Source organism: Psychrobacillus sp. FSL W7-1457 (assembly GCF_038593405.1).
Classification (GTDB): Bacteria; Bacillota; Bacilli; order Bacillales_A; family Planococcaceae; genus Psychrobacillus.
Genome location: NZ_CP151993.1, coordinates 2,394,926 through 2,417,923, shown reverse-complemented (window position 1 = coordinate 2,417,923; position 22,998 = coordinate 2,394,926). Strand labels below are relative to the sequence as shown.

19 protein-coding genes are annotated in these 22,998 nt (G+C 37.9%); 18 read left to right on the top strand and 1 reads right to left on the bottom strand.

Features of this window, described 5'->3' with window-relative positions:
* The first annotated feature begins 1 nt into the window (after position 1).
* From NSQ95_RS11765 to NSQ95_RS11680, 18 genes are all read left to right on the top strand, one after another.
* Positions 2-1,150: a DUF1343 domain-containing protein gene (locus tag NSQ95_RS11765; protein ID WP_340883129.1), complete on the top strand. Its 1,149-nt coding sequence runs from the start codon at positions 2-4 to the stop codon at positions 1,148-1,150.
* 10 nt (positions 1,151-1,160) lie between these two features.
* Positions 1,161-2,081, top strand: coding sequence for an N-acetylmuramic acid 6-phosphate etherase (murQ, locus tag NSQ95_RS11760; RefSeq protein WP_342559678.1), 921 nt, complete (start codon positions 1,161-1,163; stop codon positions 2,079-2,081).
* A 14-nt stretch (positions 2,082-2,095) separates the two neighbouring features.
* The gene (locus NSQ95_RS11755) at positions 2,096-3,934 is read left to right on the top strand and encodes a metallophosphoesterase (protein WP_340883131.1); all 1,839 of its coding nucleotides are present in this window, start codon (positions 2,096-2,098) and stop codon (positions 3,932-3,934) included.
* Between the two features lie 63 nt (positions 3,935-3,997).
* Entirely contained in the window at positions 3,998-4,864 is an 867-nt protein-coding gene (locus tag NSQ95_RS11750; protein WP_251553447.1) for a MurR/RpiR family transcriptional regulator, read from the top strand.
* Between the two features lie 60 nt (positions 4,865-4,924).
* Positions 4,925-5,902, top strand: coding sequence for a BadF/BadG/BcrA/BcrD ATPase family protein (locus NSQ95_RS11745; protein ID WP_340883132.1), 978 nt, complete (start codon positions 4,925-4,927; stop codon positions 5,900-5,902).
* Between the two features lie 9 nt (positions 5,903-5,911).
* Positions 5,912-6,859, top strand: coding sequence for a GNAT family N-acetyltransferase (locus NSQ95_RS11740; protein WP_342559677.1), 948 nt, complete (start codon positions 5,912-5,914; stop codon positions 6,857-6,859).
* A gap of 40 nt (positions 6,860-6,899) precedes the next feature.
* Complete coding sequence (locus NSQ95_RS11735; RefSeq protein WP_342559676.1) at positions 6,900-8,084, top strand: anhydro-N-acetylmuramic acid kinase; 1,185 nt, start codon at positions 6,900-6,902, stop codon at positions 8,082-8,084.
* Between the two features lie 973 nt (positions 8,085-9,057).
* Entirely contained in the window at positions 9,058-10,338 is a 1,281-nt protein-coding gene (tig, locus tag NSQ95_RS11730; protein WP_169359863.1) for a trigger factor, read from the top strand.
* A gap of 240 nt (positions 10,339-10,578) precedes the next feature.
* Entirely contained in the window at positions 10,579-11,850 is a 1,272-nt protein-coding gene (gene clpX, locus NSQ95_RS11725) for an ATP-dependent protease ATP-binding subunit ClpX (RefSeq protein ID WP_340883135.1), read from the top strand.
* A 161-nt stretch (positions 11,851-12,011) separates the two neighbouring features.
* Positions 12,012-14,327, top strand: coding sequence for an endopeptidase La (gene lon, locus NSQ95_RS11720; RefSeq protein ID WP_169359865.1), 2,316 nt, complete (start codon positions 12,012-12,014; stop codon positions 14,325-14,327).
* Positions 14,328-14,909 (top strand): ribosome biogenesis GTP-binding protein YihA/YsxC, encoded by a 582-nt coding sequence (gene yihA / locus NSQ95_RS11715; RefSeq protein ID WP_169359866.1) that lies wholly within the window; start codon positions 14,328-14,330, stop codon positions 14,907-14,909. It abuts the gene before it with no gap.
* A 698-nt stretch (positions 14,910-15,607) separates the two neighbouring features.
* Entirely contained in the window at positions 15,608-16,972 is a 1,365-nt protein-coding gene (hemA, locus tag NSQ95_RS11710; RefSeq protein WP_340883136.1) for a glutamyl-tRNA reductase, read from the top strand.
* An 83-nt stretch (positions 16,973-17,055) separates the two neighbouring features.
* Positions 17,056-17,886, top strand: a complete 831-nt coding sequence (gene ccsA, locus NSQ95_RS11705) for a cytochrome c biogenesis protein CcsA (protein WP_340883137.1) — start codon at positions 17,056-17,058, stop codon at positions 17,884-17,886.
* Between the two features lie 16 nt (positions 17,887-17,902).
* Positions 17,903-18,832, top strand: a complete 930-nt coding sequence (gene hemC / locus NSQ95_RS11700; protein ID WP_342559675.1) for a hydroxymethylbilane synthase — start codon at positions 17,903-17,905, stop codon at positions 18,830-18,832.
* A complete protein-coding gene (locus tag NSQ95_RS11695) occupies positions 18,825-19,580 on the top strand; it encodes a uroporphyrinogen-III synthase (RefSeq protein ID WP_342559674.1) in 756 nt (251 codons plus the stop codon). The genes hemC and NSQ95_RS11695 overlap by 8 nt, the downstream gene beginning before the upstream one ends.
* Positions 19,581-19,585: 5 nt before the next feature.
* A complete protein-coding gene (hemB, locus tag NSQ95_RS11690) occupies positions 19,586-20,569 on the top strand; it encodes a porphobilinogen synthase (RefSeq protein ID WP_340883140.1) in 984 nt (327 codons plus the stop codon).
* Positions 20,569-21,861 (top strand): glutamate-1-semialdehyde 2,1-aminomutase, encoded by a 1,293-nt coding sequence (gene hemL, locus NSQ95_RS11685; RefSeq protein ID WP_340883141.1) that lies wholly within the window; start codon positions 20,569-20,571, stop codon positions 21,859-21,861. Before hemB ends, hemL begins: the two co-directional genes overlap by 1 nt.
* Positions 21,862-22,089: 228 nt before the next feature.
* The gene (locus NSQ95_RS11680; protein ID WP_340883142.1) at positions 22,090-22,776 is read left to right on the top strand and encodes a hypothetical protein; all 687 of its coding nucleotides are present in this window, start codon (positions 22,090-22,092) and stop codon (positions 22,774-22,776) included.
* Here the strand turns inward: NSQ95_RS11680 and NSQ95_RS11675 are convergent.
* Positions 22,756-22,947, bottom strand: coding sequence for a hypothetical protein (locus tag NSQ95_RS11675; RefSeq protein WP_169359874.1), 192 nt, complete (start codon positions 22,945-22,947; stop codon positions 22,756-22,758). The genes NSQ95_RS11680 and NSQ95_RS11675 overlap by 21 nt on opposite strands.
* Between the last annotated feature and the right edge of the window lie 51 nt (positions 22,948-22,998).

Here is a 22,998-nt window from a genome sequence, read left to right as displayed (position 1 = left end):
CATGAAGTTAGGGGTAGAAGTATTTTTGGAAGATGGCTATAAACCTTTTATGGGGAAAAGTATAGGCTTGGTGACAAATATGACGGGGGTAAACCAAAAGCTCACTCCGACTATTGAATTATTTGTCGATCATCCTGGCATAAATCTTACAGCATTATATGGACCAGAACATGGGATTCGTGGAGATGCGAAAGAAGGAGAGGGAGTCCAGTCATCGATAGACCCTTTCACAAATCTTCCGGTTTACAGTCTATATGGTGATTCAAGGAAGCCTACACAAGAGATGTTAGAATCTGTTGATGTAATTGTTTTTGATCTACAGGATATTGGTTCAAGATACTTCACGTACATCTATACAATGGCGTATGTAATGGAAGCCTGTGGAGAGCAAGGAAAGCAGTTTGTTGTATTGGATCGACCAAATCCGATTTCTGGTGACCGAATAGAAGGAAATCTTGTGGAAGAGGATGTTCGCTCCTTTGTTGGTTTGCTACCTATTCCAAATAGGCATGGGATGACTGTAGGGGAACTTGCACAGTTATTTAAATATAAGTTTGGCTATAATTGTGATTTAACAGTTGTTCCAATGGAGGGATGGCATCGTGCTATGTACTTTGATGACACTCCTGTATTGTGGGTACCCCCTTCTCCAAATACTACTAACATTGATATGAATGTATTATATCCTGGAACCTGTTTAATAGAAGGAACTAACTTATCTGAAGGGAGAGGCACTACAAGACCCTTTGAATGGATTGGTGCTCCTTATGTGGATGGGCAAAGGCTTGCAAAGGCATTTAATGAGAAAAAGATAGAAGGAATTATCGCAAGGCCCATTTCTTTTAAGCCAACCTATCAAAAGTATATGAATGTCATTTGCAGCGGAATTCAGCTACATATTGTCGATCGTCGCACATTAAATGCATGGGAAACTGGTCTGTTGCTTATAGAAACAATCGCAGAAATGTATCCAAATGACTTCTCATTTATAGAAAATGAGCAGAAGAAGTATTTCTTTGACTTGTTGGCTGGTTCTAAAAGCATAAGGGAACGTATTTGGAATGGAACGACAAAAGAATATATAGAGAATTGTCAAGATTTAATAGAAGGCTTTCAAAAAGAAAAGAAAATATACGACATATATAACTAGGATGATTAAAATGAATGATTTATCTAATTTGAATAAACTGTCAACTGAACAGAGAAATAGCCATTCCATAAACATTGATCATATGTCTACTAAAAGCATTTTAGCAATGATTAATGAAGAGGATAAACGTGTTGCTGAATGTGTACAGGATGAAATAGATGATATTGAAAGGGCTGCAGAGGCTGTATTCAACTCATTGAAATCTGGTGGGAGACTATTTTATGTTGGAGCAGGAACAAGTGGGAGACTAGGTATTTTAGATGCGGTCGAATGTCCACCCACCTTTGGGACACCGCCCAATTTAGTGCAGGCTGTTATGGCAGGTGGACTTTCAGCTTTCGAAAAAGCGGTAGAGGGTGCCGAGGATAGTCCAGAGAAAGGTAAAGAGGATTTAAGAGAAAGAGCTTTGTCTAGTTATGATGTAGTGATAGGAATAGCAGCGAGTGGAAGAACACCATATGTAATTGGGGCATTGGAATACGCTAATGAGGTTGGTGCACAAACAATCAGTTTAACTGCAAACAAAAATTCCTCTATCAGTGAACATGCTACTATTAAAATTGAGGTAGAGACTGGACCAGAGGTAATTACGGGGTCTACAAGGATGAAAGCAGCTACTGCACATAAGCTCATTTTAAATATGATTTCAACAACGGTTATGATTAAGCTAGGTAAGGTTTATGAAAACTTAATGGTAGATGTTTCCGTTAGTAATGAAAAGCTTAAAGAGCGAGCGAAGGGTATTATTCAAACGATTACTAACCGGTCATATAAAGAGGCAGAAGAATTTTTAGAGCTTGCAAATAATGAAGTAAAACCTGCGATAGTAATGATGAAAGCTAATGTTAATTATGAAGAGGCAATAGATTATATTAAACAGGCAAACGGTTTTGTAAGAAAAGCTATAGAAATAGTGGATATGAAATTATAAGAGGAGGGAAAAGGATGAAGGAACATAAGAAGCTAATCTTGGACGATTTCAATAATGCCAATCTTAGTGACTATGAAACCAATCATTCCTTTGTCTCCTCCTATTATTTATCTTTAAACAAGGATCACGTCAAACATGGAAAGTATAGCTTAGAGGTTAACTTTAACTACGGAGGTTGGGTTAAAGGAAATGGAGCTATGTATATCAAGTTTAAAAAGAAGTTAGTGACAAAGCAGATGCCAAAAAAGCTGGCAGTTTGGGTACATAGTGATGGAAAAACACCATGGCTACGAGCAACAATAATAGATGGAGATAATGAACGGAAGATAATTAACTTAACAAATGGAAATATTAGCTGGAATGGATGGAAATACTTAGATGCAGACTTGGAGCAAAACTGGAAGCTTCCATTAAGGTTGGAGCAAATATATGCAGTAGAAACAAATTTGGTTAATCAAAAAGACTCCAGTATTAATGGAAAGTTCTATTTGGATCATATTACATTTGTATATGTTGATGATCAAGACTTAACGGGACCAATTTTTAGTGACATATTACCTCAAAAGGAGAAGGTATATAGAAATTCCTTTGTCTTTTCTGCAGTAGTGAGCGATGACATGTCAGGTGTAGATTTCGATTCTTTAATCATGAAAATCAATAATAAATTGGTTGTTCCTTCTATTCAAGCGAACAAAATATCTTATCATGTAAAAGAACTTCAAGAGGGAAATTGTAAAGTTAGCATCCAAGTAAAAGATTTGGCTGGTAATTGGTCGGTACCGCATCTAGAAAAAAATTATTTAATAGATTTAAGTGAAGATTATGAATGTCCCATTATATCTGATGTCACACCAACTGATTCCGCTGTTATTTATACAGCTACACCGCGGATTGGCTTTCGACTTTGTGATGAACATAGTGGGATTGAAAAGAACGATATAATTCTTACTATTAATAATGAAAAGCAAAAAGTGTTCTATGATGAAGAAACAGGCTGGGGATTTGCGATATCTAGTACTCATTTAATAGATGGTCCACATTACCTTTCTATTCATGCAAAGGATCGAGCAGGAAATGAAATGGACCCATATCAGCAAAATTTTGTTGTTCAATCTATAAAAGGGCCAATAGACGAGGACAACTTTATAGTAGGTATAATTCCAGATACACATACGCTGGAGCATGGAAAAGCTGCTTTAGTACATTCATTGGATGAAGCACCTGAGTTTATCATACATATGGGTGACTTTGTAGATCAAGGGACAGAAGAGGAATTTAAGTTAGCGAAGACATCTCTATTTTCGGATATGAAGAAACACATACCCATATTAACGCTTGCTGGGAATCATGAAGCATTTCGAGGAAACTTAACGCTATATCAGAGCTTTATGGGTTCACCATCCTATCATTTTACTTATGGGAAAGTACTGTTTATCATTTTAAATAGTGCTTTAGGGCAAAGTCTCACGCTTTCAGACTCAACCCAGTTAACTTACCTGAGGGAAGTATTATCTACCCATGAGCAAAAGCATATTGTAGTACTTACTCATGTACCTACTAAGGACCATTTTGGAACTGCACATGAAATGGTATATGAAGATTCCGTTCAATTAGTAGATATACTTAGCGAATACAAAAAAGAATTACCTTCTAGAGACATTGTAGTTTTATTTGGACATTTACATACGCAAGACCAATGGGAAGTTAGCGATGTGAGATACATTATTACAGGCAATGCCTCACCAAAAAAATATGTGATGAAGCAGGAGAATAACATCGGTTACGGGCTCCTCCATTTACAATCTAACGGTATATATTATGAATACAAGCCTTTTAACTTAATACCTCAGTGACCTAGTCCAAAGGGAGAGGTAGAGTTAAATAGCTATTTCAAGGAAGAAATGAGTGGATAAATTATGTCATCTGCCAACGGTGGACTAGTTATGCTAAATGAAATGGTGAATACATTGCCACCCTCTGAGAAGAAAATTGCAAGATATATATTAAATCATCCTCAAGAGGCAATTTCTTTAACTGCAGTCGAATTAGGGAAAAGAAGCTCTACTAGTGGGGCGGCAGTCATCAGGCTTTGTAAGTCATTAGATTTAAAAGGCTTACAAGATCTGAAGCTAAGAATTGCAGGAGATTTACAAAAGACAACAGAGCATGGTTTTAGAGATATAGAACCGAACGAACCAATTATGTCGATAATAGATAAGATGACAAACAATAGTATTAAAACGATTCGAGAAACGGCTGAAATGTTAAATACCGAAGAATTAGAAAAAGCTATTGACCTACTTAGAGTGGCCAATACAATCCATTTTGTTGGAGTAGGAGCTTCTAATATCATTGCACAAGATGCTCAACAAAAGTTTTTGCGTATTAACAAGAACTCTTATGCCTTTCCAGATATGCATTTAGCAATGACACTCGTAGCTACTGCCGAAAAAGGGGATGTGGTTGTAGCAATTTCCTTTTCTGGAGAGACATCAGAAGTTGCTAGAGTTTTAGAGCTTGCTAAGGAAAAGGGTATCTCTATTATCAGTATTACGAAATATGGTAACTCTATCGTTTCTAAAATTGCAGACATTAAGCTATATACGTCTGCCACTAGAGAATCAACGTTTCGTAGTGGCGCTACCTCCTCTCGAATTGGACAGCTGCAAGTGGTGGATATTTTGTTTATGGGAGTTGCTTCTCTGCAATATGAAGAAACGGTTAAGTATTTAGATGCTACCCGAGATGCGGTCAATTTTCTATCAAAGGATTCAAAGAAATAATTTATTCATAAGCTGACTCTCTATGAGTTGGCTTGTTTATTGTCAAAAGGGGTGTAGAGAATGTATGTGTTAGGGATTGATGGTGGAGGAACGAAAACTACTGGAATCATTGCTACATCTAAAGGGGAAGTAGTAGCAAAAGCAACGGTTGGTGGAACTAATATTAATAGTACGGGCAAAACAGCTGTCCAATCAGAACTGCAAAAGCTTATAAGAGAACTAAAAGAATTGGCACCACAAAATTTCTTACTAGTAAAGCGTGTATTTGCTGGTATGGCAGGAGCGGGCAATATAACCAATCAAGACGCCTTAAAAGCCATACTACAACCTCTATTTTCTTCAGAGGTAAGTATTACTATAGACCATGATGCGATTACAGCACTTTATTCCGGGACAATAGGAAAACCAGGGGTAGTCCAAATTGCTGGAACTGGAGCAATCACATACGGTGTGAATGAAGCTTCCGATCGAGCGCGTGTAGGAGGATGGGGCCATCTGTTTGGAGATCAAGGTAGTGGATATGCCATTGGAAGAGATGCATTAGAAGCTGCCTTTAAAGCGAGGGACGGTCTCATGGAACAAACATTATTGTCTGACCTACTTATCCAGCATTTCACTAAAGAAGAATTGCCGGATATTATTCCGGTTATTTATCAGGCAGACAATCCGAAAAAGCTGATATCCTCTCTCACGGTGCTTGTTATGAAGGCGGTAGAACGTAATGATATGATTGCCAAGCGCATCATCGATCAGAATGGAGTAGAGCTTGGATTGGCGATATCTGCTCTTGTAAAACAGCTATTCAGCCAAGGGAATGATGTTATACGAGTTGTTTTAGTAGGTGGACTTTTTAATAGATATGACATTTTGAAAGAATCAATCGAAAGAACGATTAAGAATGAAGGTATTCATGTAGATATAATCTTCCCGAAAATATTACCGGCAGGTGGGGCAGTAGTTGCTGCTCTTTTAGAAGAAAATATAGAAATAGAAGAGTATTTTTTAGAAACATTTAATAGAACAAACTATGATAATTGAGGTGAAAGCATGCAGTTGATAGAATGGCGGTTAGATAGACTAGATGAATTGGTGAGTTTGTGGAATCAAGAGCTAGGAAGAGATTTTCCAATGCGAAAGGAGCTATTTGAGCAAAATAGTTTTCAGGATGAAAATATTTGCTATGATGCTTCCCGAATAGCTGTAAATGAGCAAGGTCAAATAATCGGGTTTGTAGTAGGTAAAAGGTGGCAGGAAGAATTAGAGATACCGATGAAGGATAAAACAGGCTGGATTCAAGTAATTCTTGTTCATCGTGAGTACCGAAACAAGGGGATCGGCTCTAATCTATTAAGGCATGCAGAGGACGCTTTTCAATTAGCTGGAATGCAGGAAATATTATTAGGAAAAGACCCATGGCATTATTTCCCTGGTGTCCCATTAGATAGCTATGAAGATTGGTTTGAAAAAAGAGGCTATCATTCTTTTGGAAAAGAGTTCGATATGCTCTGTAAATATGAGGGTGAGGTAGCGAAAGAATTACCTGCCCTTCCTAATGTTGAGTTTTCAATATTAAAGCATGAGGAAAAGGAGGCGTTCCTTGCATTTTTACATCGATGCTTTCCAGGACGATGGGAATACGAGGCTCATCAATATTTCCAAAAGGGTGGGAATGGTAGGGAATTTGCCGTTCTTAAAAAAGAATATAAGATTATTGGGTTTTCAAGAATTAACGATAATAGCTCGCCCTTAATCGCTCAAAACGTGTACTGGGCACCGCTATTCAGCCAAGAATTAGGGGGGATAGGACCTTTAGGGGTCGATTCCATGGAACGCGGGAATGGATACGGTATAGCAATCGTACAAGCTGCTATAGCTTTTCTAAGAAATAGAGACATTAAACATATTGTCATTGATTGGACCGGGCTTGTCGATTTTTATCGTAAATTAGATTATGAGGTTTGGAAAGGCTACACCTCTTATAGAAAAGAGCTCTAATATGCTTTTATTATAAATTTCTTTATAGGGAGAGATGTATTTGGAAGAGCAAACGAGCTATGTAGTTGGTCTTATGTCCGGAACATCACTAGATGGGGTAGATGCAGCTCTCATCAAAATTAATGATATTAATGACAATTTGCAAATAGATTTAGTAAAGTATTTGTCAGTCCCTTACTCAAGGGAACTAAAAGAAAAGCTTAGAGAAATTTGCACTCCTGAAATAGCAAAAGTAACAGACATTAGTGGGATGAATATGTATTTAGCAGAAATCTTCTCTGAGGCTACCTTATCTATTATTCAACAAGCCAATTTAATGCCGCAAGATATTTTACTTGTAAGCTCCCATGGTCAAACTATCTTTCACCAGCCGGCTTCGATTAACATTGAAGGAAGAGATGTTACATCCACTCTACAAATAGGGGACATAGCAGTAATTGCTGAACGTACCGGTATTACGACTGTTGGTGATTTTAGGACACGAGACATGGCCGTAGGGGGAGGAGGAGCTCCGTTAGTCCCTTATGCTGATCATATGCTTTATACGAATAAGAGTCATGGGAGAGTGCTCGTTAATATAGGAGGAATTGCTAACATAACTGTCCTTCCGAAAGGAGCTACAGCATCGGAGGTTATTGCATACGATACCGGCCCGGGAAATATGATCATTGATGCATTTGTCCAATGGGCAACAAATAGTAAAAATGACTATGATCGCGATGGAGCTATAGCAGCAAGCGGTAAGGTGAATGAAAAATGGCTAACTAAGCTACTTGCTTATCCGTTCTTCCATCAGAATTTCCCAAAAAGCACAGGTAGAGAGATGTTTGGAACTCAATTTGCGAGAATACTGTGGGAGGAAGCTGAACATCTAGCTATTAGTCTGGAGGATCGGATTGCTACCATTACTGCATTAACTGCACGGACGATTGCTACAGAAATCTTAAAATTTATTGAATCTGCACAGATAGAAGAAGTAATCGTTAGCGGCGGGGGGAGACATAATTTGACACTATTCAACAGCCTACAAGGTTATATGTCAGATCGTGTTTCTGTGGTTGGGATGGAAGCATATGAAGTAAGCGCAGATGCGAAAGAAGCGGTAATTTTCGCTTTATTAGGCTATCAATGCTTAAAGAAAAAAACAAATAACCTTCCTGCGGCTACCGGGGCTAAAAAAGCAGTTATTATGGGTAAAATAGCTTGGGGAAATTCGATTGTGTAGGTTGATTTAATACAGGAATCGTAACCAAAAAGCATTTCTTCTGTACGGATGGTGTAAGCTGCATGCGCTATATAAGTAGTGATGATAGAGACAGCTAAGACATCAAAACTGCGCGTGTTAATGACGGGTGATGTCTTATAGCAAAGCTCGTGAAAACCGTTCGTCTAAAGGATAATCAATTCTACTCTATAAATATAAAAGCATCTAAATGTCATAATTCTATATATGTAGCTTGTGTTAGCAAATTAAAATAAAAATTAGCTTTGTTAAAGTTAATGGTTGATTTTGACTAACGGTTCTTTTTTAAAATGACTGTAGTCATTAGAAAAGGAATATTCAAATGGCTATTATGAACATAAAAAGATGATGAAATTGGGGTTGTTTGCAGCTTTTCAGCTTTGTTTATGCGAGTAAATTGATTCGATTTATAGATGCTAAAGCTGTTCCCATTTATTGATTGGAGCGCCAGACGGAGACTCCAACGGGATGAGTGAGACAGATAAGACCTCACAACCACGCGCGTAAGCGATGGGTGATGGCTTATCGCTCACCCCGTGGAAAGCGTCCGGCTGGGGCGGAAATCAATTCTACTTTCTTGAAGATTTCTTTGCATTATAATTCAACTCTACCCTTTAACATAGCCTAAAAATTATAAAATCAATTCATTTTATGAATAGTAAAGAACGGCAATTCCGATTTTATAGTTGACAACCTTATAAGGATTAAAGGATTATAAGTAATGAAGGTTATCTGATTAGGTAATAGTTTTGAAGCCCTTACATAACATATAGAAAAAAGTTTACTAGGAAAATAGGCGAGCTTACTTGTATATCAATAATGTTGAAAGTCTAGTCAGTTATGCTATAATATACAAGTTGTCAATATAATTAGTGAAAAACTGTCCTGTTAAGTTTCAAACTTTTAATATACAGGCTACTAAATTATTGTAATTTATTTATTGGAGGTAGAATAAATGTCAGTTAAATGGGAAAAACAAGAAGGAAATAATGGTCTTTTAACAGTTGAAGTTGCTGCTGATGTAGTAAACAAAGGTTTAGACCAAGCTTTTAAGAAAGTGGTTAAGCAAATTAATGCACCAGGTTTCCGTAAAGGGAAAATGCCACGCCCAATTTTCGAAAAAATGTACGGAGTTGAGTCTTTATACCAAGATGCATTAGATTTCATTCTTCCTGAAGCATATGCTTCAGCAATTGATGAAGCTGGAATCGATCCAGTAGATCGTCCAGAAATCGACATCGTAACTATGGAAAAAGGTCAACCTTTAGTGTTTACTGCTAATGTAGTAGTAAAACCAGAAGTAACTCTTGGCGATTACAAAGGTCTTGAAGTTACTAAGTTAGATCAAACAGTTACAGACGAAGAAATCGAAGAGCAACTTAAAGGGCATCAAGCTCGTTTAGCTGAATTAGTTGTAAAAGAAGATGCAATCGTTGAAGGCGACACTGCAGTAATCGACTTTGAAGGATTTGTAGACGGAGAAGCATTTGAAGGTGGAGCAGGACAAGATTATCCTTTAGAAATCGGTTCTAACTCTTTCATCCCAGGCTTTGAAGGTCAATTAGTTGGCGTTAAAGCTGGCGAATCAAAAGACGTAGAAGTTACATTCCCAGAAGAATATCATGCAGCAGAATTAGCTGGTAAAGCAGCAACTTTCAAAGTGACAGTTAAAGAAGTAAAAGGAAAAGAGCTTCCTGAACTTAATGACGAGCTTGCTAAAGAAATTGATGCTGAGGTTGAAGGTCTTGAAGCTTTACGCACTAAGCTAAAAGAAGCAGCAACTGAAGAGAAAAAACAAATGTCTGAACAAAACCTTCGTGATGATTTAGTAGAAGCTGCAGCTGCAAACGCTACTATCGATATCCCAGAAGCTATGATCGAAACAGAAGTAGACCGCATGTTACAAGAATTTGGTCAACGTTTAGAGCAACAAGGTATGAACTTAGAACTTTACTTCCAGTTCTCTGGTCAAGACGAAGCTGCTTTACGTGAGCAAATGACAGAAGATGCTAAAAAGCGTGTGAAAGTACAATTAACTATTGAAGCTATCTCAGAAAAAGAAGAGCTTCAATCTTCTGAAGAAGAGGTTAATGCTGAACTAGAAAAAATGAGTGCTCAATTCAATATGTCAGCTGATGATATTAAACGTGCACTTGGTGGTACGGAAGTTCTTGAAAAAGACCTTCGCTTCCAAAAAACTGTGGAATTCTTAGTAGAAAACGCTAAAATTTCATAATTACACATAACGCGTTATAATATAACAAGGTACAGCATCTGTCTGTGCCTTGTTTTATACATACATAACTTTTTTAGTATGGCGCTGTTGCTATCGTTGTCACTTGTATCTAGTCTGAATACTACCTTGAGTAATGCAATCCGATGTAACAGCGTATATAGAATAAATCTTAAGCAAACTTATTATTTGATTCTGGACAAAGAATCTTGTAAGATAATGGCTTGAATAGGGGTGAATATTTTGTTCAAATTCAATGATGAAAAAGGGAACTTAAAATGTTCTTTTTGTGGCAAGCCACAAGAACAAGTTCGTAAACTTGTTGCAGGACCTGGAGTTTACATTTGTGATGAATGTATAGATCTATGTTCTGAGATAGTGGAAGAGGAACTTGGCACAGAAGAAGAAGTAGAGTTCAAAGAAGTTCCAAAACCAAAAGAAATTTTAGCTATTCTTGATGAATACGTAATTGGCCAAGAGCGAGCAAAAAAATCACTTGCAGTAGCTGTTTATAACCATTACAAACGTATTAATTCCAATAGCGTAATTGATGAAGTTGAATTATCTAAATCAAACATAGTTTTAATCGGACCAACAGGGAGCGGTAAAACTTTACTAGCTCAAACTTTAGCTAGAATTCTGAATGTTCCTTTTGCTATTGCAGATGCGACTTCATTAACAGAAGCTGGGTATGTTGGAGAAGATGTTGAAAATATCCTGTTAAAGCTTATTCAGTCAGCAGACTATGATATTGAAAGAGCAGAAAAAGGTATTATATATATAGATGAAATAGATAAAGTAGCTCGAAAATCTGAAAATCCTTCTATTACTAGAGATGTTTCAGGTGAAGGGGTACAACAAGCACTTCTAAAAATATTAGAAGGAACTGTTGCAAGCGTTCCACCACAAGGCGGACGTAAGCATCCCCATCAAGAATTCATTCAAATAGATACAACAAACATATTGTTTATCGTTGGAGGAGCATTTGATGGAATCGAACAAATTATTAAACGCCGTTTAGGTGAAAAAGTAATTGGTTTCGGTGCAGATCCAAATAAAGCTATAGTAGATGTAAAATCAGTATTATCCCAATTAATTCCTGAGGATTTACTAAAGTTTGGTTTAATTCCAGAATTCATAGGACGACTTCCAGTATTAGCTAGCTTAGAGCAATTGGATGACAAAGCATTAGTGCAAATTCTTACTGAGCCTAAGAATGCATTAGTGAAGCAATACCAAAAAATGATTGAGTTGGATAATGTTAAGTTAACATTTGAAGATGAAGCTTTAGTGGAGATTGCGAAAGAAGCTATTGAGCGTAAGACTGGTGCTCGTGGATTACGTTCTATCATTGAGAATACAATGCTAGACGTTATGTATGAATTACCATCTCGTGAAGATATTGTGGAATGTGTGATTACGAAAGAAACAATTACACAACACTCTCGTCCTAAGCTTTTATTGGAAGATGGGTCTGAACTTAAAGAAATAGACAACGAAAAAACATCGGCTTAATAGCCATTGAAAAAGCTGGCTTCCAAACTACGTGCTTTAGGCGCGAGCAAGGATGTCAGCTATTTCTCTTTATAACGTGAAATCTACCTCTTTTTATCCAGAGGATTTACTGTATTATTAGGATATATAAAGGATACAATATGATGGAGGTGACTTCCAAGATGGCAGAAAAGACATATTACCCGGTATTACCCCTTCGTGGATTATTTATATTTCCTACCATGGTGCTTCATATAGATATAGGTCGCGAGCGTTCCATCGCCGCTTTGAACACAGCAATGGAACGTGAGGAAAAACTATTTCTTTCTGCTCAGAGGGATTTAGGTATTGAACAGCCAGTGCAAGAGGATATTTATGATGTGGGAATAATTGCACATATAAAACAAGTGGTTAAACTACCTAACGGGACGATGAGAGTTTTAGTAGAAGGTTTACAGCGTGCAATTTGGGATGAATATAAAGTGACAGATACAATTGACGAGGTTACTGTATCGGCTTATATTGAGCCTAAAAATGCTGATCAAGAAGATCAAGCTTTAATGCGTACTCTATTACATAATTTCGAAAAGTATTCTAAAGCTTCGAAGCACGTATCGGAGGAAACATATCGTTCAGTAGCTGATATTGAAGAACCAGGTAGATTAGCTGATATGATCGCAGCAGCTCTGCCGTTAAAGATTTCAGGCAAACAAGAGATTTTGGAAATTATGGATGTTAAAGAGCGCATGGAAACTTTAATCGTGCAGCTTTATAATGAACAAGAAATTTTGAATCTTGAGAAAAAAATAAATAATCGAGTTAAAAATGCGATGGAAAGAACACAAAAAGAGTTCTACCTCCGTGAGCAAATGAAGGCGATTCAAACAGAGCTTGGTGATAAAGAAGGTAAGACTGGCGAGGTTGCCGAGTTAAAAAAACGTATTGAAAAAGCAGGCTTACCTGAGTCTACTAAAAAGAATGTACTGAAGGAATTAGACCGATATGAAAAGTTGCCAACTCAAGCTCCAGAAAGTGGAGTAATTCGTAACTATATTGAATGGATTGTCTCTATTCCATGGTCCAATTCTACAGAAGATCAGTTAGATATTAAACGCTCAGAGCAAATTCTAGATCGCGATCATGATGGATTAGAAACTGTTAAAGAACGCGTGCTTGAGTATTTAGCAGTTCGTCAATTGACTAAATCACTAAGAGGACCAATTCTTTGTCTGTCGGGACCACCCGGAGTGGGGAAAACCTCATTAGCGAAATCTATTGCAGAGTCCCTAGGTAGAAAATTCGTTCGTATCTCTCTTGGAGGGGTAAGAGATGAGTCAGAAATCCGTGGACATAGAAGAACCTATGTAGGCTCTATGCCTGGTCGTATTATTCAAGGAATGAAAAAGGCAGGGACGATCAATCCGTTAATTCTCTTAGATGAAATTGACAAGATGTCCAATGACTTCCGTGGAGATCCTGCAGCTGCAATGCTAGAAGTGCTAGATCCAGAGCAAAATAACTCCTTTAGTGATCACTACATTGAGGAGACCTATGACTTATCCAATGTATTGTTTATTGCTACTGCTAATGATTTAAGCACAATTCCAGGTCCATTAAGAGACCGTATGGAAATTATATCAATTGCGGGATATACAGAAATTGAAAAGCTGTCTATTGCTAAAAATCACTTGCTACCAAAGCAGCTGAAAGAGCATGGATTAAAGAAAACTCAGCTTCAAGTGAAGGACGATGCACTTATAGATGTGATTCGTTATTACACTCGTGAGGCGGGTGTTCGTAGCTTAGAGAGAGTATTAGCTAATATTTGCCGTAAAGCAGCTCTCCTGATTGTTTCAGGTGATAAAAAACGAGTTACTATTTCCACAAAGAATTTGGAAGATACTATTGGTAAGCGAAAATTCCGTTATGGACAAGCAGAGTCGGAAAATCAAGTAGGTGTTGCAACTGGTCTTGCTTATACAACAGTTGGTGGGGATACACTTCAAATAGAAGTCTCCTTATCAGCCGGGTCTGGTAAATTACAGCTTACAGGTAAACTTGGAGATGTTATGAAGGAATCGGCTCAAACTGCGTTATCTTATGTTCGCTCTAAGGCAGCTGATTTCGGAATTGATCCTACCTTCCATGAAAATAAGGATATTCATATTCACGTACCAGAAGGTGCTGTTCCAAAGGATGGCCCATCTGCAGGTATAACGATTGTGACGGCACTTGTTTCTGCACTATCTAAACGCCCAATTCTACGTGAGGTCGGGATGACTGGTGAGGTTACATTAAGAGGTCGTGTGTTGCCAATCGGTGGTTTAAAAGAAAAAACATTAAGTGCTCATCGCGCTGGTTTGACGACAATTATTTGTCCGAAAGACAACGAGCGTGATATTGAAGATATTCCAGAAAGTGTTCGCGAAGTATTAACATTCCATTTTGTTTCCGATGCTGAAGAGGTGCTTCAACTTGCATTAGAGGAGGCAAAATAAATGAAAATTCATAACGTCGAACTATTAATAAGTGCCGTAAGGCCAGCGCAATATCCAGAAGGTGACTTGCCGGAATTTGCGCTTGCTGGGCGGTCCAATGTTGGGAAATCCTCGTTCATCAATAAGATGATTGGGCGAAAAAGCATGGCTCGTATTTCTTCCAAGCCAGGAAAGACACAAACACTGAACTTTTATAAGCTAGAAGAAGATCTGCTATTTGTCGATGTACCTGGATACGGATATGCAAAGGTATCAAAATCAGAACGTGCCGCGTGGGGTAAAATGATTGAAACTTATTTTACCTCTCGTGAGGTTCTAAAAGGTGTACTATTAATAGTGGATTTAAGACATCCACCTACTAAAGATGACTGTATGATGTATGATTTCTTGAAGCATTACAACATTCCATGTATCGTAATCGCTACAAAAGCGGACAAAATTCCTAAAGGAAAATGGGACAAACATAAGAAGATTGTAAAAGACGAACTTCAAATGGATAAAAGCGATCCACTAATTGTTTTCTCTTCTGAAACTGGACTAGGATTCGATGCAGCTTGGAAGGAAATCGAAACTAGAATGTAGTATTTTCATATATACTCTTTTATGCCTTAAATTAAGTCGTTAATAAGTCTAGATAAGATTAAAAAAGATTAATTGGGGAATACCATCCTTAGTTAATCTTTTTTTGTGCGAATAGTTAATCTAATAAAGCACCAATGCCATGAATACAAAATCGAGCCCATTTCCTAATGAATGATTTCCTAATTAGATACGACCATTTCTCCTTTATTGTTTAAAAAGAATACTTTTTTAATTTTTATTAAATCTCCTATATAGTGCTGTAGGGTTCAAACAAGAATACTTCCTATTTATTGATTGTAGCGGCAGGCGGCGACTCCTGCGGGAGGAGGGAGACAGATAAGACATTACAACCACGCGCGTTAGCGATGGGTGATGGCTTATCGCTCGCCCCGCGGAAAGCGTCCGCCGAGAGCGCAAATCAATTCTACTTTTTTCATCAAAAAGTATTAAAATTAATTAATTATCGTGATTTAACTAAAAATAGGAATTTTGATAATGGTCATAAAATTAAATTTGAATAGTTAATCTTTTATAAACTTGGACAGAATGTTTGTATATGCGAATAGTTTTTGCTATTATTAATTTATAATAATTCTAATTAAGATTTCATAGCTTGTTCACAAATGTCGAATTCTCTACTTGTGAACCTATGCTATAATAGGTCTTATGAAATGAACGTGAAAGGGTGACATGACTCCATGCACACACTAGTGGTAGGTGTCAATTATCGTACTGCACCTGTTGAGATTCGTGAAAAGCTTTCTTTTGTTGAAGCGGAGCTTCCAAATGCGATGCAGGCGTTACAAGAACAGAAAAGTATTTTAGAAAACGTTATTGTGTCTACATGCAACCGTACTGAAATTTACGCTACTGTAGATCAATTGCATACAGGAAGATACTATGTAAAACAATTTCTAGCAAATTGGTTCGATATCCCGATGGAGAACCTTTCTAGATATTTATTTATTCATGAAGACAATGAAGCAAATAATCACTTATTCCGTGTTACTGCTGGAGTCGACTCCATGGTTCTAGGGGAAACTCAAATTCTGGGACAAGTGAAGAAGAGCTTTTTAAATGGGCAAGAAAATGGGACAACTGGTACGATATTTAACCAATTATTTAAACAAGCAGTGACGTTTGCGAAACGTGCTCATGCGGAGACATCTATTGGTGAAAATGCAGTATCTGTTTCTTATGCAGCAGTTGAGTTAGGAAAAAAAATATTTGGTTCGCTAAATCATAAGCACGTGGTCATCCTAGGTGCTGGGAAAATGGGCGAGTTAGCTATCCAAAACCTACATGGTAGCGGGGCTGAAAAGGTAACGGTTATAAACCGTACGTATGAGAAAGCAAAGGAGCTTGCGTCTAAATTCGCTGGAAACGCTAAGCCGATGGACGAACTTCAATGTGCTCTATTAGAGGCTGATATTCTTATCAGTTCTACTGGTGCCACTGAGTATGTAATTGACTATGAGCTAATGCAATTTGTAGACCGTTTACGTAAAGGCAAGCCTTTATTCATGGTAGACATTGCTGTACCGCGCGACTTAGATCCACGTATCGGTGATTTACCAAACGTGTTCTTATATGATATTGATGACCTTCAAGGAATTGTAGAAGCGAATCTTGCAGAAAGAGAACGTGCTGCAGTCCAAATCAATAAAATGATTGAGACAGAAATTGATCAGTTTAATGAATGGGTAGCTACGCTTGGAGTAGTGCCAATCATATCTGCATTACGTCAAAAAGCTAACAGAATTCAAATGGAAACAATGAGTTCTATTGAAAACAAGATGCCAAACTTATCTGATCGTGAACGAAAAATATTAAATAAACATACGAAATCAATCGTTAATCAGCTTTTAAAAGAGCCAATATTACAAGCTAAAGAGCTTTCTACGTCTAAAAATCCAGGTGAACAGCTTCAATTATTCCAACAGATCTTTGGTATTGAGGATGATGTGAAAATGGAAGTCGAAAGCCAAGCTGAAAAAGCAAAAATTAATTTGAAGCAAGCGTTAATGCATCAAGATTTAAAAGAGAACTTAACGTTCAATTAATCTAAAGGAGGTGTTTTTGTATCTTTATGGCAACTAGAGAGATATAAAAACACCTTTTTTGTTGTACAAAGGGAGAAATTTATATGGCTGATTTGACGATGACACGGCTCCACGAGATTATGGTCGTCCTTCAATCCGTTAGCCTTGTCTTCTATTTTATAGATTATCTTAATAAGGATCGGCAAGTTCATCGCTTGGCGGTAGGGCTTCTTTCCATCGTCTGGCTACTTCAAACGGTGTTTTTAGTGTTGTATATGATTGAAATGAAGCGCTTTCCAATTTTATCGTTGTTTGAAGGGATTTACTTTTATGCATGGCTCATCATTTTGCTTTCCTTAGTCATGCAGCTAGTTTTCAAATCAGATTTGCCTGGATTCTTTTTAAATATTATTGGTTTCATATTTATGACTATCCATACATTTGCCCCGAGCCAATTGGAGCAATCTCCAGTGGGTGATGCACTCCGATCGGAGTTATTATTCATTCATATTACATTTGCTTTTTTAGCATACGCAGCATTTGCTTTATCGTTTGTTTTTTCTATTCTTTATTTGATATTGTATAGAGTGTTGAAGAAGAAAAAATGGACAAAGCAATTTAGTAGATTACCTTCTCTACAGCATGCGGAAACAGGAATGACCCTGTCTATTATTACTGGAATACCTTTATTGTTTGTAAGTCTCGTTCTTGGGTTACAATGGGCTTATATATCTTTAAATGAGTTTTCTATATTTGATTTTAAGATTGTTAATTCCTTTATTCTATTAGTTCTATATATTGTCGTTCTTTTAATAAGAAAGGGTGTACGATATAAAGGAACGAATTATGCGTGGATTCACGTATATGCATTTTTATTTGTTATAATTAATTTTTTACTAGGTAGTCAATTATCACAATTCCACTTTTGGTATTAAGAAAGGTAGCGTGTTTATGCGTAAAATTATTGTAGGTTCAAGAAGAAGTAAATTAGCTCTAACACAAACGAATTGGTTTATCCAACAAATGAAAGATATGGGCGCACCATTTGAGTTTGAAGTAAAAGAGATTGTTACAAAAGGTGATCAAATCCTAAATGTAACACTTTCCAAAGTTGGAGGGAAAGGTCTATTCGTTAAGGAAATTGAGCAAGCGTTATTTGACAAAGAAATAGATTTTGCCGTACATAGCATGAAGGATATGCCATCAGTCTTGCCTCCTGGCTTAGTAATGGGATGTACTCCTAAGCGTATCGATGAACGTGATGCTTTCATTTCTACGGGACATGTGAAGCTAATGGATTTACCTAAGGGAGCTATTGTTGGGACAAGTAGTCTACGCAGAAGCGCTCAATTACTTTTATTACGTCCAGATATCGAGATTAAGTGGATACGAGGAAACGTGGATACAAGACTGCAAAAGCTTCAAGACGGAGAATATGATGCTATTATATTGGCTGCAGCTGGACTTAAACGACTTGGCTGGAGTGATGAAGTAGTTACTGAATACATTTCGGTAGAGGATTGTGTACCGGCTGTTGGACAAGGATCGTTAGCGGTTGAATGTCGTGAGGATGACGCTGAGCTACTAGCTGAGCTTCAAAAGCTTTCAGACAAAGAAACTTGGGATACTGTACATGCTGAACGTGCATTCTTAGCAGCTATGGATGGCGGATGTCAGGTACCAATTGCAGGACATGCAGTTATGAATGGCAATGAAATAACGTTCACTGGACTTATTGCAGCACCAGATGCGTCTGTTGTGTACAAAGAAGTAGTATCGGGAACAAACCCGGAAGCAGTAGGAAAAGAAGCGGCACGAATTGTTACAGAACAAGGAGCTTATGATTTAATCCAAAAGGTTAAGGCTGATTTAAATGTCTAAAAATTCACCTCTACAAAATGAGCATATCATTTTTACAGGGGTGAATAGATCAGATGAGGCAGCAAACCTTACTGCTAGTTTAGGAGGGGTTCCCTATGTGGCACCCTTCATAGCTACTAAGGAAATTGTGGAGCTCGAAGACAAAGATAAACTCTTAAACAGTAAAGCTTACCAATGGTTTATATTTACGAGTCAGGCTAGTGTAGCTGCCTTTCATCAAAAGATGCTTACCTATCAATTAGATGTAGAAGCTTTTCAGGTTAAAATGGCCGCTGTCGGTTCAAAAACGGCGTCAGCTCTCGAAAAAATTGGATTTACAATAGATTTTATGCCGACTACCTTTAGTGCAGATGTTTTTATTAAAGAGTTTCCACAGGTAGCAGCCCCGGATGATGCATGTTTGTATTTCCGAGGGAATCTTGCAAAAAATACAATTACAGAGGGCCTGGTCAATTCAGTTGATGAGTGGACAGTCTATGAGACCGTGATGCTAGAAGATAATGTGGAGATGGTGAAGAAGCTTTTAACTAGTGGGAATAGCTGCTCGGTAGTATTCACTAGTCCTTCCTCGGTTAATGCCTTTCATCAAACGATTGGCAAGGATTTAGGCTATAATAGCTTTACAGTATGTGCTATTGGTCATATAACGAAAAACCATTTAAAATCATTAGGTGTTACCGTGCAGGTAATGCCTAAAACCTATACTTTAACAGAGGTAGTAAATGCGCTAGCTCAATGGAAGGGATGAATGTAATGACAGACTTATATTTTCAACGTCACCGCCGTTTAAGACAATCGGCTGGTATTAGAGCAATGGTAAAAGAAACTTACTTACATAAAGAGGATTTAATCTATCCGATTTTCGTTATGGATGGAGAGAACATTAAAAATCCCGTTAACTCTATGCCGGGAGTTTTCCAATTTTCATTAGACCGTTTAGGTGAAGAAGTAGACGAGGTCGTTTCTTTAGGAATCCCATCCGTTATTTTATTTGGCTTACCTGCAACAAAGGATGCTGAGGGAACTCAAGCGTATCATGATCATGGAATTGTACAAAAGGCAATTCGCTTCATCAAGGAGCGTCATCCAAACTTAGTTGTTATAGCTGATACTTGCCTATGTGAATTTACGGATCACGGTCACTGTGGAGTAGTAGACGAGCATGAAAGAATACTGAATGACCCATCTTTAGATTTGTTAGCAAAGACAGCTGTAAGTCAGGCTCAAGCTGGAGCAGATATTATTGCACCTTCTAACATGATGGATGGATTTGTAACTGCTATTCGTCAAGGATTAGACAGAGCTGGTTTTCACGATATACCAATTATGTCGTATGCAGTTAAATACGCATCCGCTTATTACGGTCCATTCCGTGAAGCGGCAGATGGAGCTCCTAAATTTGGAGACCGCAAAACCTATCAAATGGATTATTCTAACCGAATGGAAGCTATACGCGAAGCCACTTCTGATATCGAAGAGGGAGCAGATTTCTTAATCGTTAAACCTGCACTAGCGTATTTGGATATTATTCGTGATGTTAGAAATAGCTTCGACGCTCCAATTGTTGCGTATAACGTAAGCGGAGAATATGCAATGGTGAAGGCTGCTGCCATCAATGGCTGGATAAACGAAAAAGAAACAGTTTTAGAAACGTTAACAGGAATGAAACGTGCTGGAGCAGATATCATCTTAACGTATCATGCTAAAGATGTAGCGCGTTGGTTGGAGGAGAAATAATGTCTAAATCATACAAATTATCTAAAGAAGCATTTGCAGAAGCAAAGGACTTAATGCCAGGTGGCGTAAATAGTCCGGTTCGTGCGTTTAAATCGGTCGACATGGATCCGATTTTCATGGAAAGTGGAAAAGGCGCTATATTGAAGGACATTGATGGTAATGAATACATTGATTACGTACTTTCTTGGGGACCACTTATTTTAGGTCATACGGAGCCGAATGTCGTGAAGGCAATTCAAGATGTAGCTGCAACTGGGACTAGCTTTGGAGCATCTACGTTAGTTGAAAATAAACTTGCAAAATTAGTTATGGAGCGAGTGCCATCAATCGAGATGGTCCGTATGGTTTCCTCTGGTACAGAGGCTACTATGAGTGCTTTGCGATTAGCTCGTGGCTACACAGGCCGCAACAAGATTTTAAAATTTGAAGGATGCTACCATGGACATGGAGACAGCCTGCTTATTAAAGCCGGTTCTGGTGTTGCTACACTAGGTCTTCCAGATAGCCCTGGTGTTCCAGAGTCGATTGCTAAAAATACGATTACGGCACCTTATAATGACATTGAGAGTGTTCGCTACGTGTTTGAAAACTTTGGTGACGATTTAGCAGCAGTTATTGTGGAGCCAGTGGCAGGTAATATGGGAGTTGTGCCTCCAATTGAAGGATTCCTCGAAGCATTGCGTGAATTAACAGAGAAAAATGGAACAGTTTTAATCTTTGACGAAGTAATGACGGGTTTCCGTGTTGATTATAACTGTGCACAAGGACATTTTGGTATTACTCCAGATTTAACTTGTTTAGGTAAAGTAATCGGAGGAGGCCTACCAGTAGGAGCTTTCGGTGGGAAACGCAAAATCATGGAAATGATTGCACCAGCAGGATCTGTATATCAAGCAGGTACGCTTTCAGGCAATCCTTTAGCGATGACAGCTGGCTATGAGACATTATCACGCTTGAACGAGGATACGTATAAGTACTTCGTGAAGCTTGGTGACATGCTTGAAAAAGGATTCAGAGAAGCTGCAAGCAAATACAACATTCCACATACAGTAAATCGTGCTGGGTCTATGATTGGCTTCTTCTTTACAAATGATAATGTTGTGAACTATGACGTAGCTAAAACGGCAGACCTTGACTTATTTGCAAAATACTATCGCCTAATGGCTGAGGAAGGAATTTATCTACCACCTTCTCAATTTGAAGGAATGTTCCTTTCCACTGCGCACACTGAGGAGCATATTGAAAAAACAATTCAAGCGTTCCATACAGTGTTTGAAAAATTAGCTCGATAATAAATATTAAAAACAGACAAACGTTCTAAGCAATTAGAATGGCTTGTCTGTTTTTTTGTATTTATTTTATATTTACAATTAGTTATAAGTAGAGGCGGAACTCACTGAGAAAATAGAAAAGATAGCGGAGACTGGGTAAAACTTTTGAAAAGCTGGCATAATTGAGAGGTTTTTTTCATATTTTCTTACGTTGAAACATAATTTGTCCTATATGAAGGAGGATGAAACATGGAAGTTAAAAGTTGGGAAGTAAAGGAACAGTTCTGTTTTCCACAAAGTTTTGGAGTGCCTAAGGAAGTAAAAACAATCAATGTAACCCCACAGTATTTTCATGAGGAAATGGACAATATGGTGCATATCAACGGTATTTATCATATTACTTGTCACGTGGAGTTCGAGGAGGGTGAAGTGGAGCATCACGCAACAAGTGAATTTACGGAAATCGAAGATCTAGATTTAAACGGTGAGCTTGGTTATTTTGAATATGCGGTACCGATGAGTGTAGAGATTAGTAAAGATAGAATACAAGCCGAAACGTTACCGACAGTTAGTATAGAAACTATAAATTGCAAGGCAGAGTCTGATGGTATTGAAATCGTATGGCTAGTGAATTGTGAATATGAGACGCAACGTCCGAAAACGGAGGAAGTAGTAGCAGAGGTAAGACAAGAAATGATTGAAGAAGTAGAAGAAACCCTAGTCTTAGAGTCTAGTAGCCATAGAGAGGCCTTTGTAAGTAATGAACAGCAGTCCCCACGTACGGTACAGGAACCAGTTCCGGAACAGACTAATGTGACGATTAAAAATAGAGAAGTGGAAAGCCCGGCTGAGGATGATTCTGAGCTACAGTTTATATTTAATTTGGAGGATGGGTATACCAAGCTTTCCTTTCCATCAAATAATGTCCTTAAATAATAGAAAACCAAGAAATGCTAGAAATACTAGCAAGAGAAAATCCCATGTTGTTGGAACAATTAAAACACGAACAAGTTGAAAGCAACCGATTGGTATAATGATTCCTTTCACGTAAAAACGAGTTCTTCGTAACCAGTCGGGCAGTAAATAGGGGTTGTATCCTCTTTTCATAGTGTTTTCCTCCTTTCACAAGACTATGCTTGACGGCATATAATAATATCC

Bases quoted from the DNA above. Each gene is read 5' to 3' on its own strand.
- hemC (WP_342559675.1), top strand. From the start codon at position 17,903: ATGCGTAAAATTATTGTAGGTTCAAGAAGAAGTAAATTAGCTCTAACA.
- NSQ95_RS11745 (WP_340883132.1), top strand. From the start codon at position 4,925: ATGTATGTGTTAGGGATTGATGGTGGAGGAACGAAAACTACTGGAATC.
- NSQ95_RS11695 (WP_342559674.1), top strand. From the start codon at position 18,825: ATGTCTAAAAATTCACCTCTACAAAATGAGCATATCATTTTTACAGGG.
- hemA (WP_340883136.1), top strand. From the start codon at position 15,608: ATGCACACACTAGTGGTAGGTGTCAATTATCGTACTGCACCTGTTGAG.
- lon (WP_169359865.1), top strand. From the start codon at position 12,012: ATGGCAGAAAAGACATATTACCCGGTATTACCCCTTCGTGGATTATTT.
- NSQ95_RS11740 (WP_342559677.1), top strand. From the start codon at position 5,912: ATGCAGTTGATAGAATGGCGGTTAGATAGACTAGATGAATTGGTGAGT.
- hemL (WP_340883141.1), top strand. From the start codon at position 20,569: ATGTCTAAATCATACAAATTATCTAAAGAAGCATTTGCAGAAGCAAAG.
- NSQ95_RS11750 (WP_251553447.1), top strand. From the start codon at position 3,998: ATGTCATCTGCCAACGGTGGACTAGTTATGCTAAATGAAATGGTGAAT.
- ccsA (WP_340883137.1), top strand. From the start codon at position 17,056: ATGGCTGATTTGACGATGACACGGCTCCACGAGATTATGGTCGTCCTT.
- yihA (WP_169359866.1), top strand. From the start codon at position 14,328: ATGAAAATTCATAACGTCGAACTATTAATAAGTGCCGTAAGGCCAGCG.
- murQ (WP_342559678.1), top strand. From the start codon at position 1,161: ATGAATGATTTATCTAATTTGAATAAACTGTCAACTGAACAGAGAAAT.
- NSQ95_RS11755 (WP_340883131.1), top strand. From the start codon at position 2,096: ATGAAGGAACATAAGAAGCTAATCTTGGACGATTTCAATAATGCCAAT.
- NSQ95_RS11680 (WP_340883142.1), top strand. From the start codon at position 22,090: ATGGAAGTTAAAAGTTGGGAAGTAAAGGAACAGTTCTGTTTTCCACAA.
- tig (WP_169359863.1), top strand. From the start codon at position 9,058: ATGTCAGTTAAATGGGAAAAACAAGAAGGAAATAATGGTCTTTTAACA.
- hemB (WP_340883140.1), top strand. From the start codon at position 19,586: ATGACAGACTTATATTTTCAACGTCACCGCCGTTTAAGACAATCGGCT.
- NSQ95_RS11675 (WP_169359874.1), bottom strand. From the start codon at position 22,947: ATGAAAAGAGGATACAACCCCTATTTACTGCCCGACTGGTTACGAAGA.
- NSQ95_RS11765 (WP_340883129.1), top strand. From the start codon at position 2: ATGAAGTTAGGGGTAGAAGTATTTTTGGAAGATGGCTATAAACCTTTT.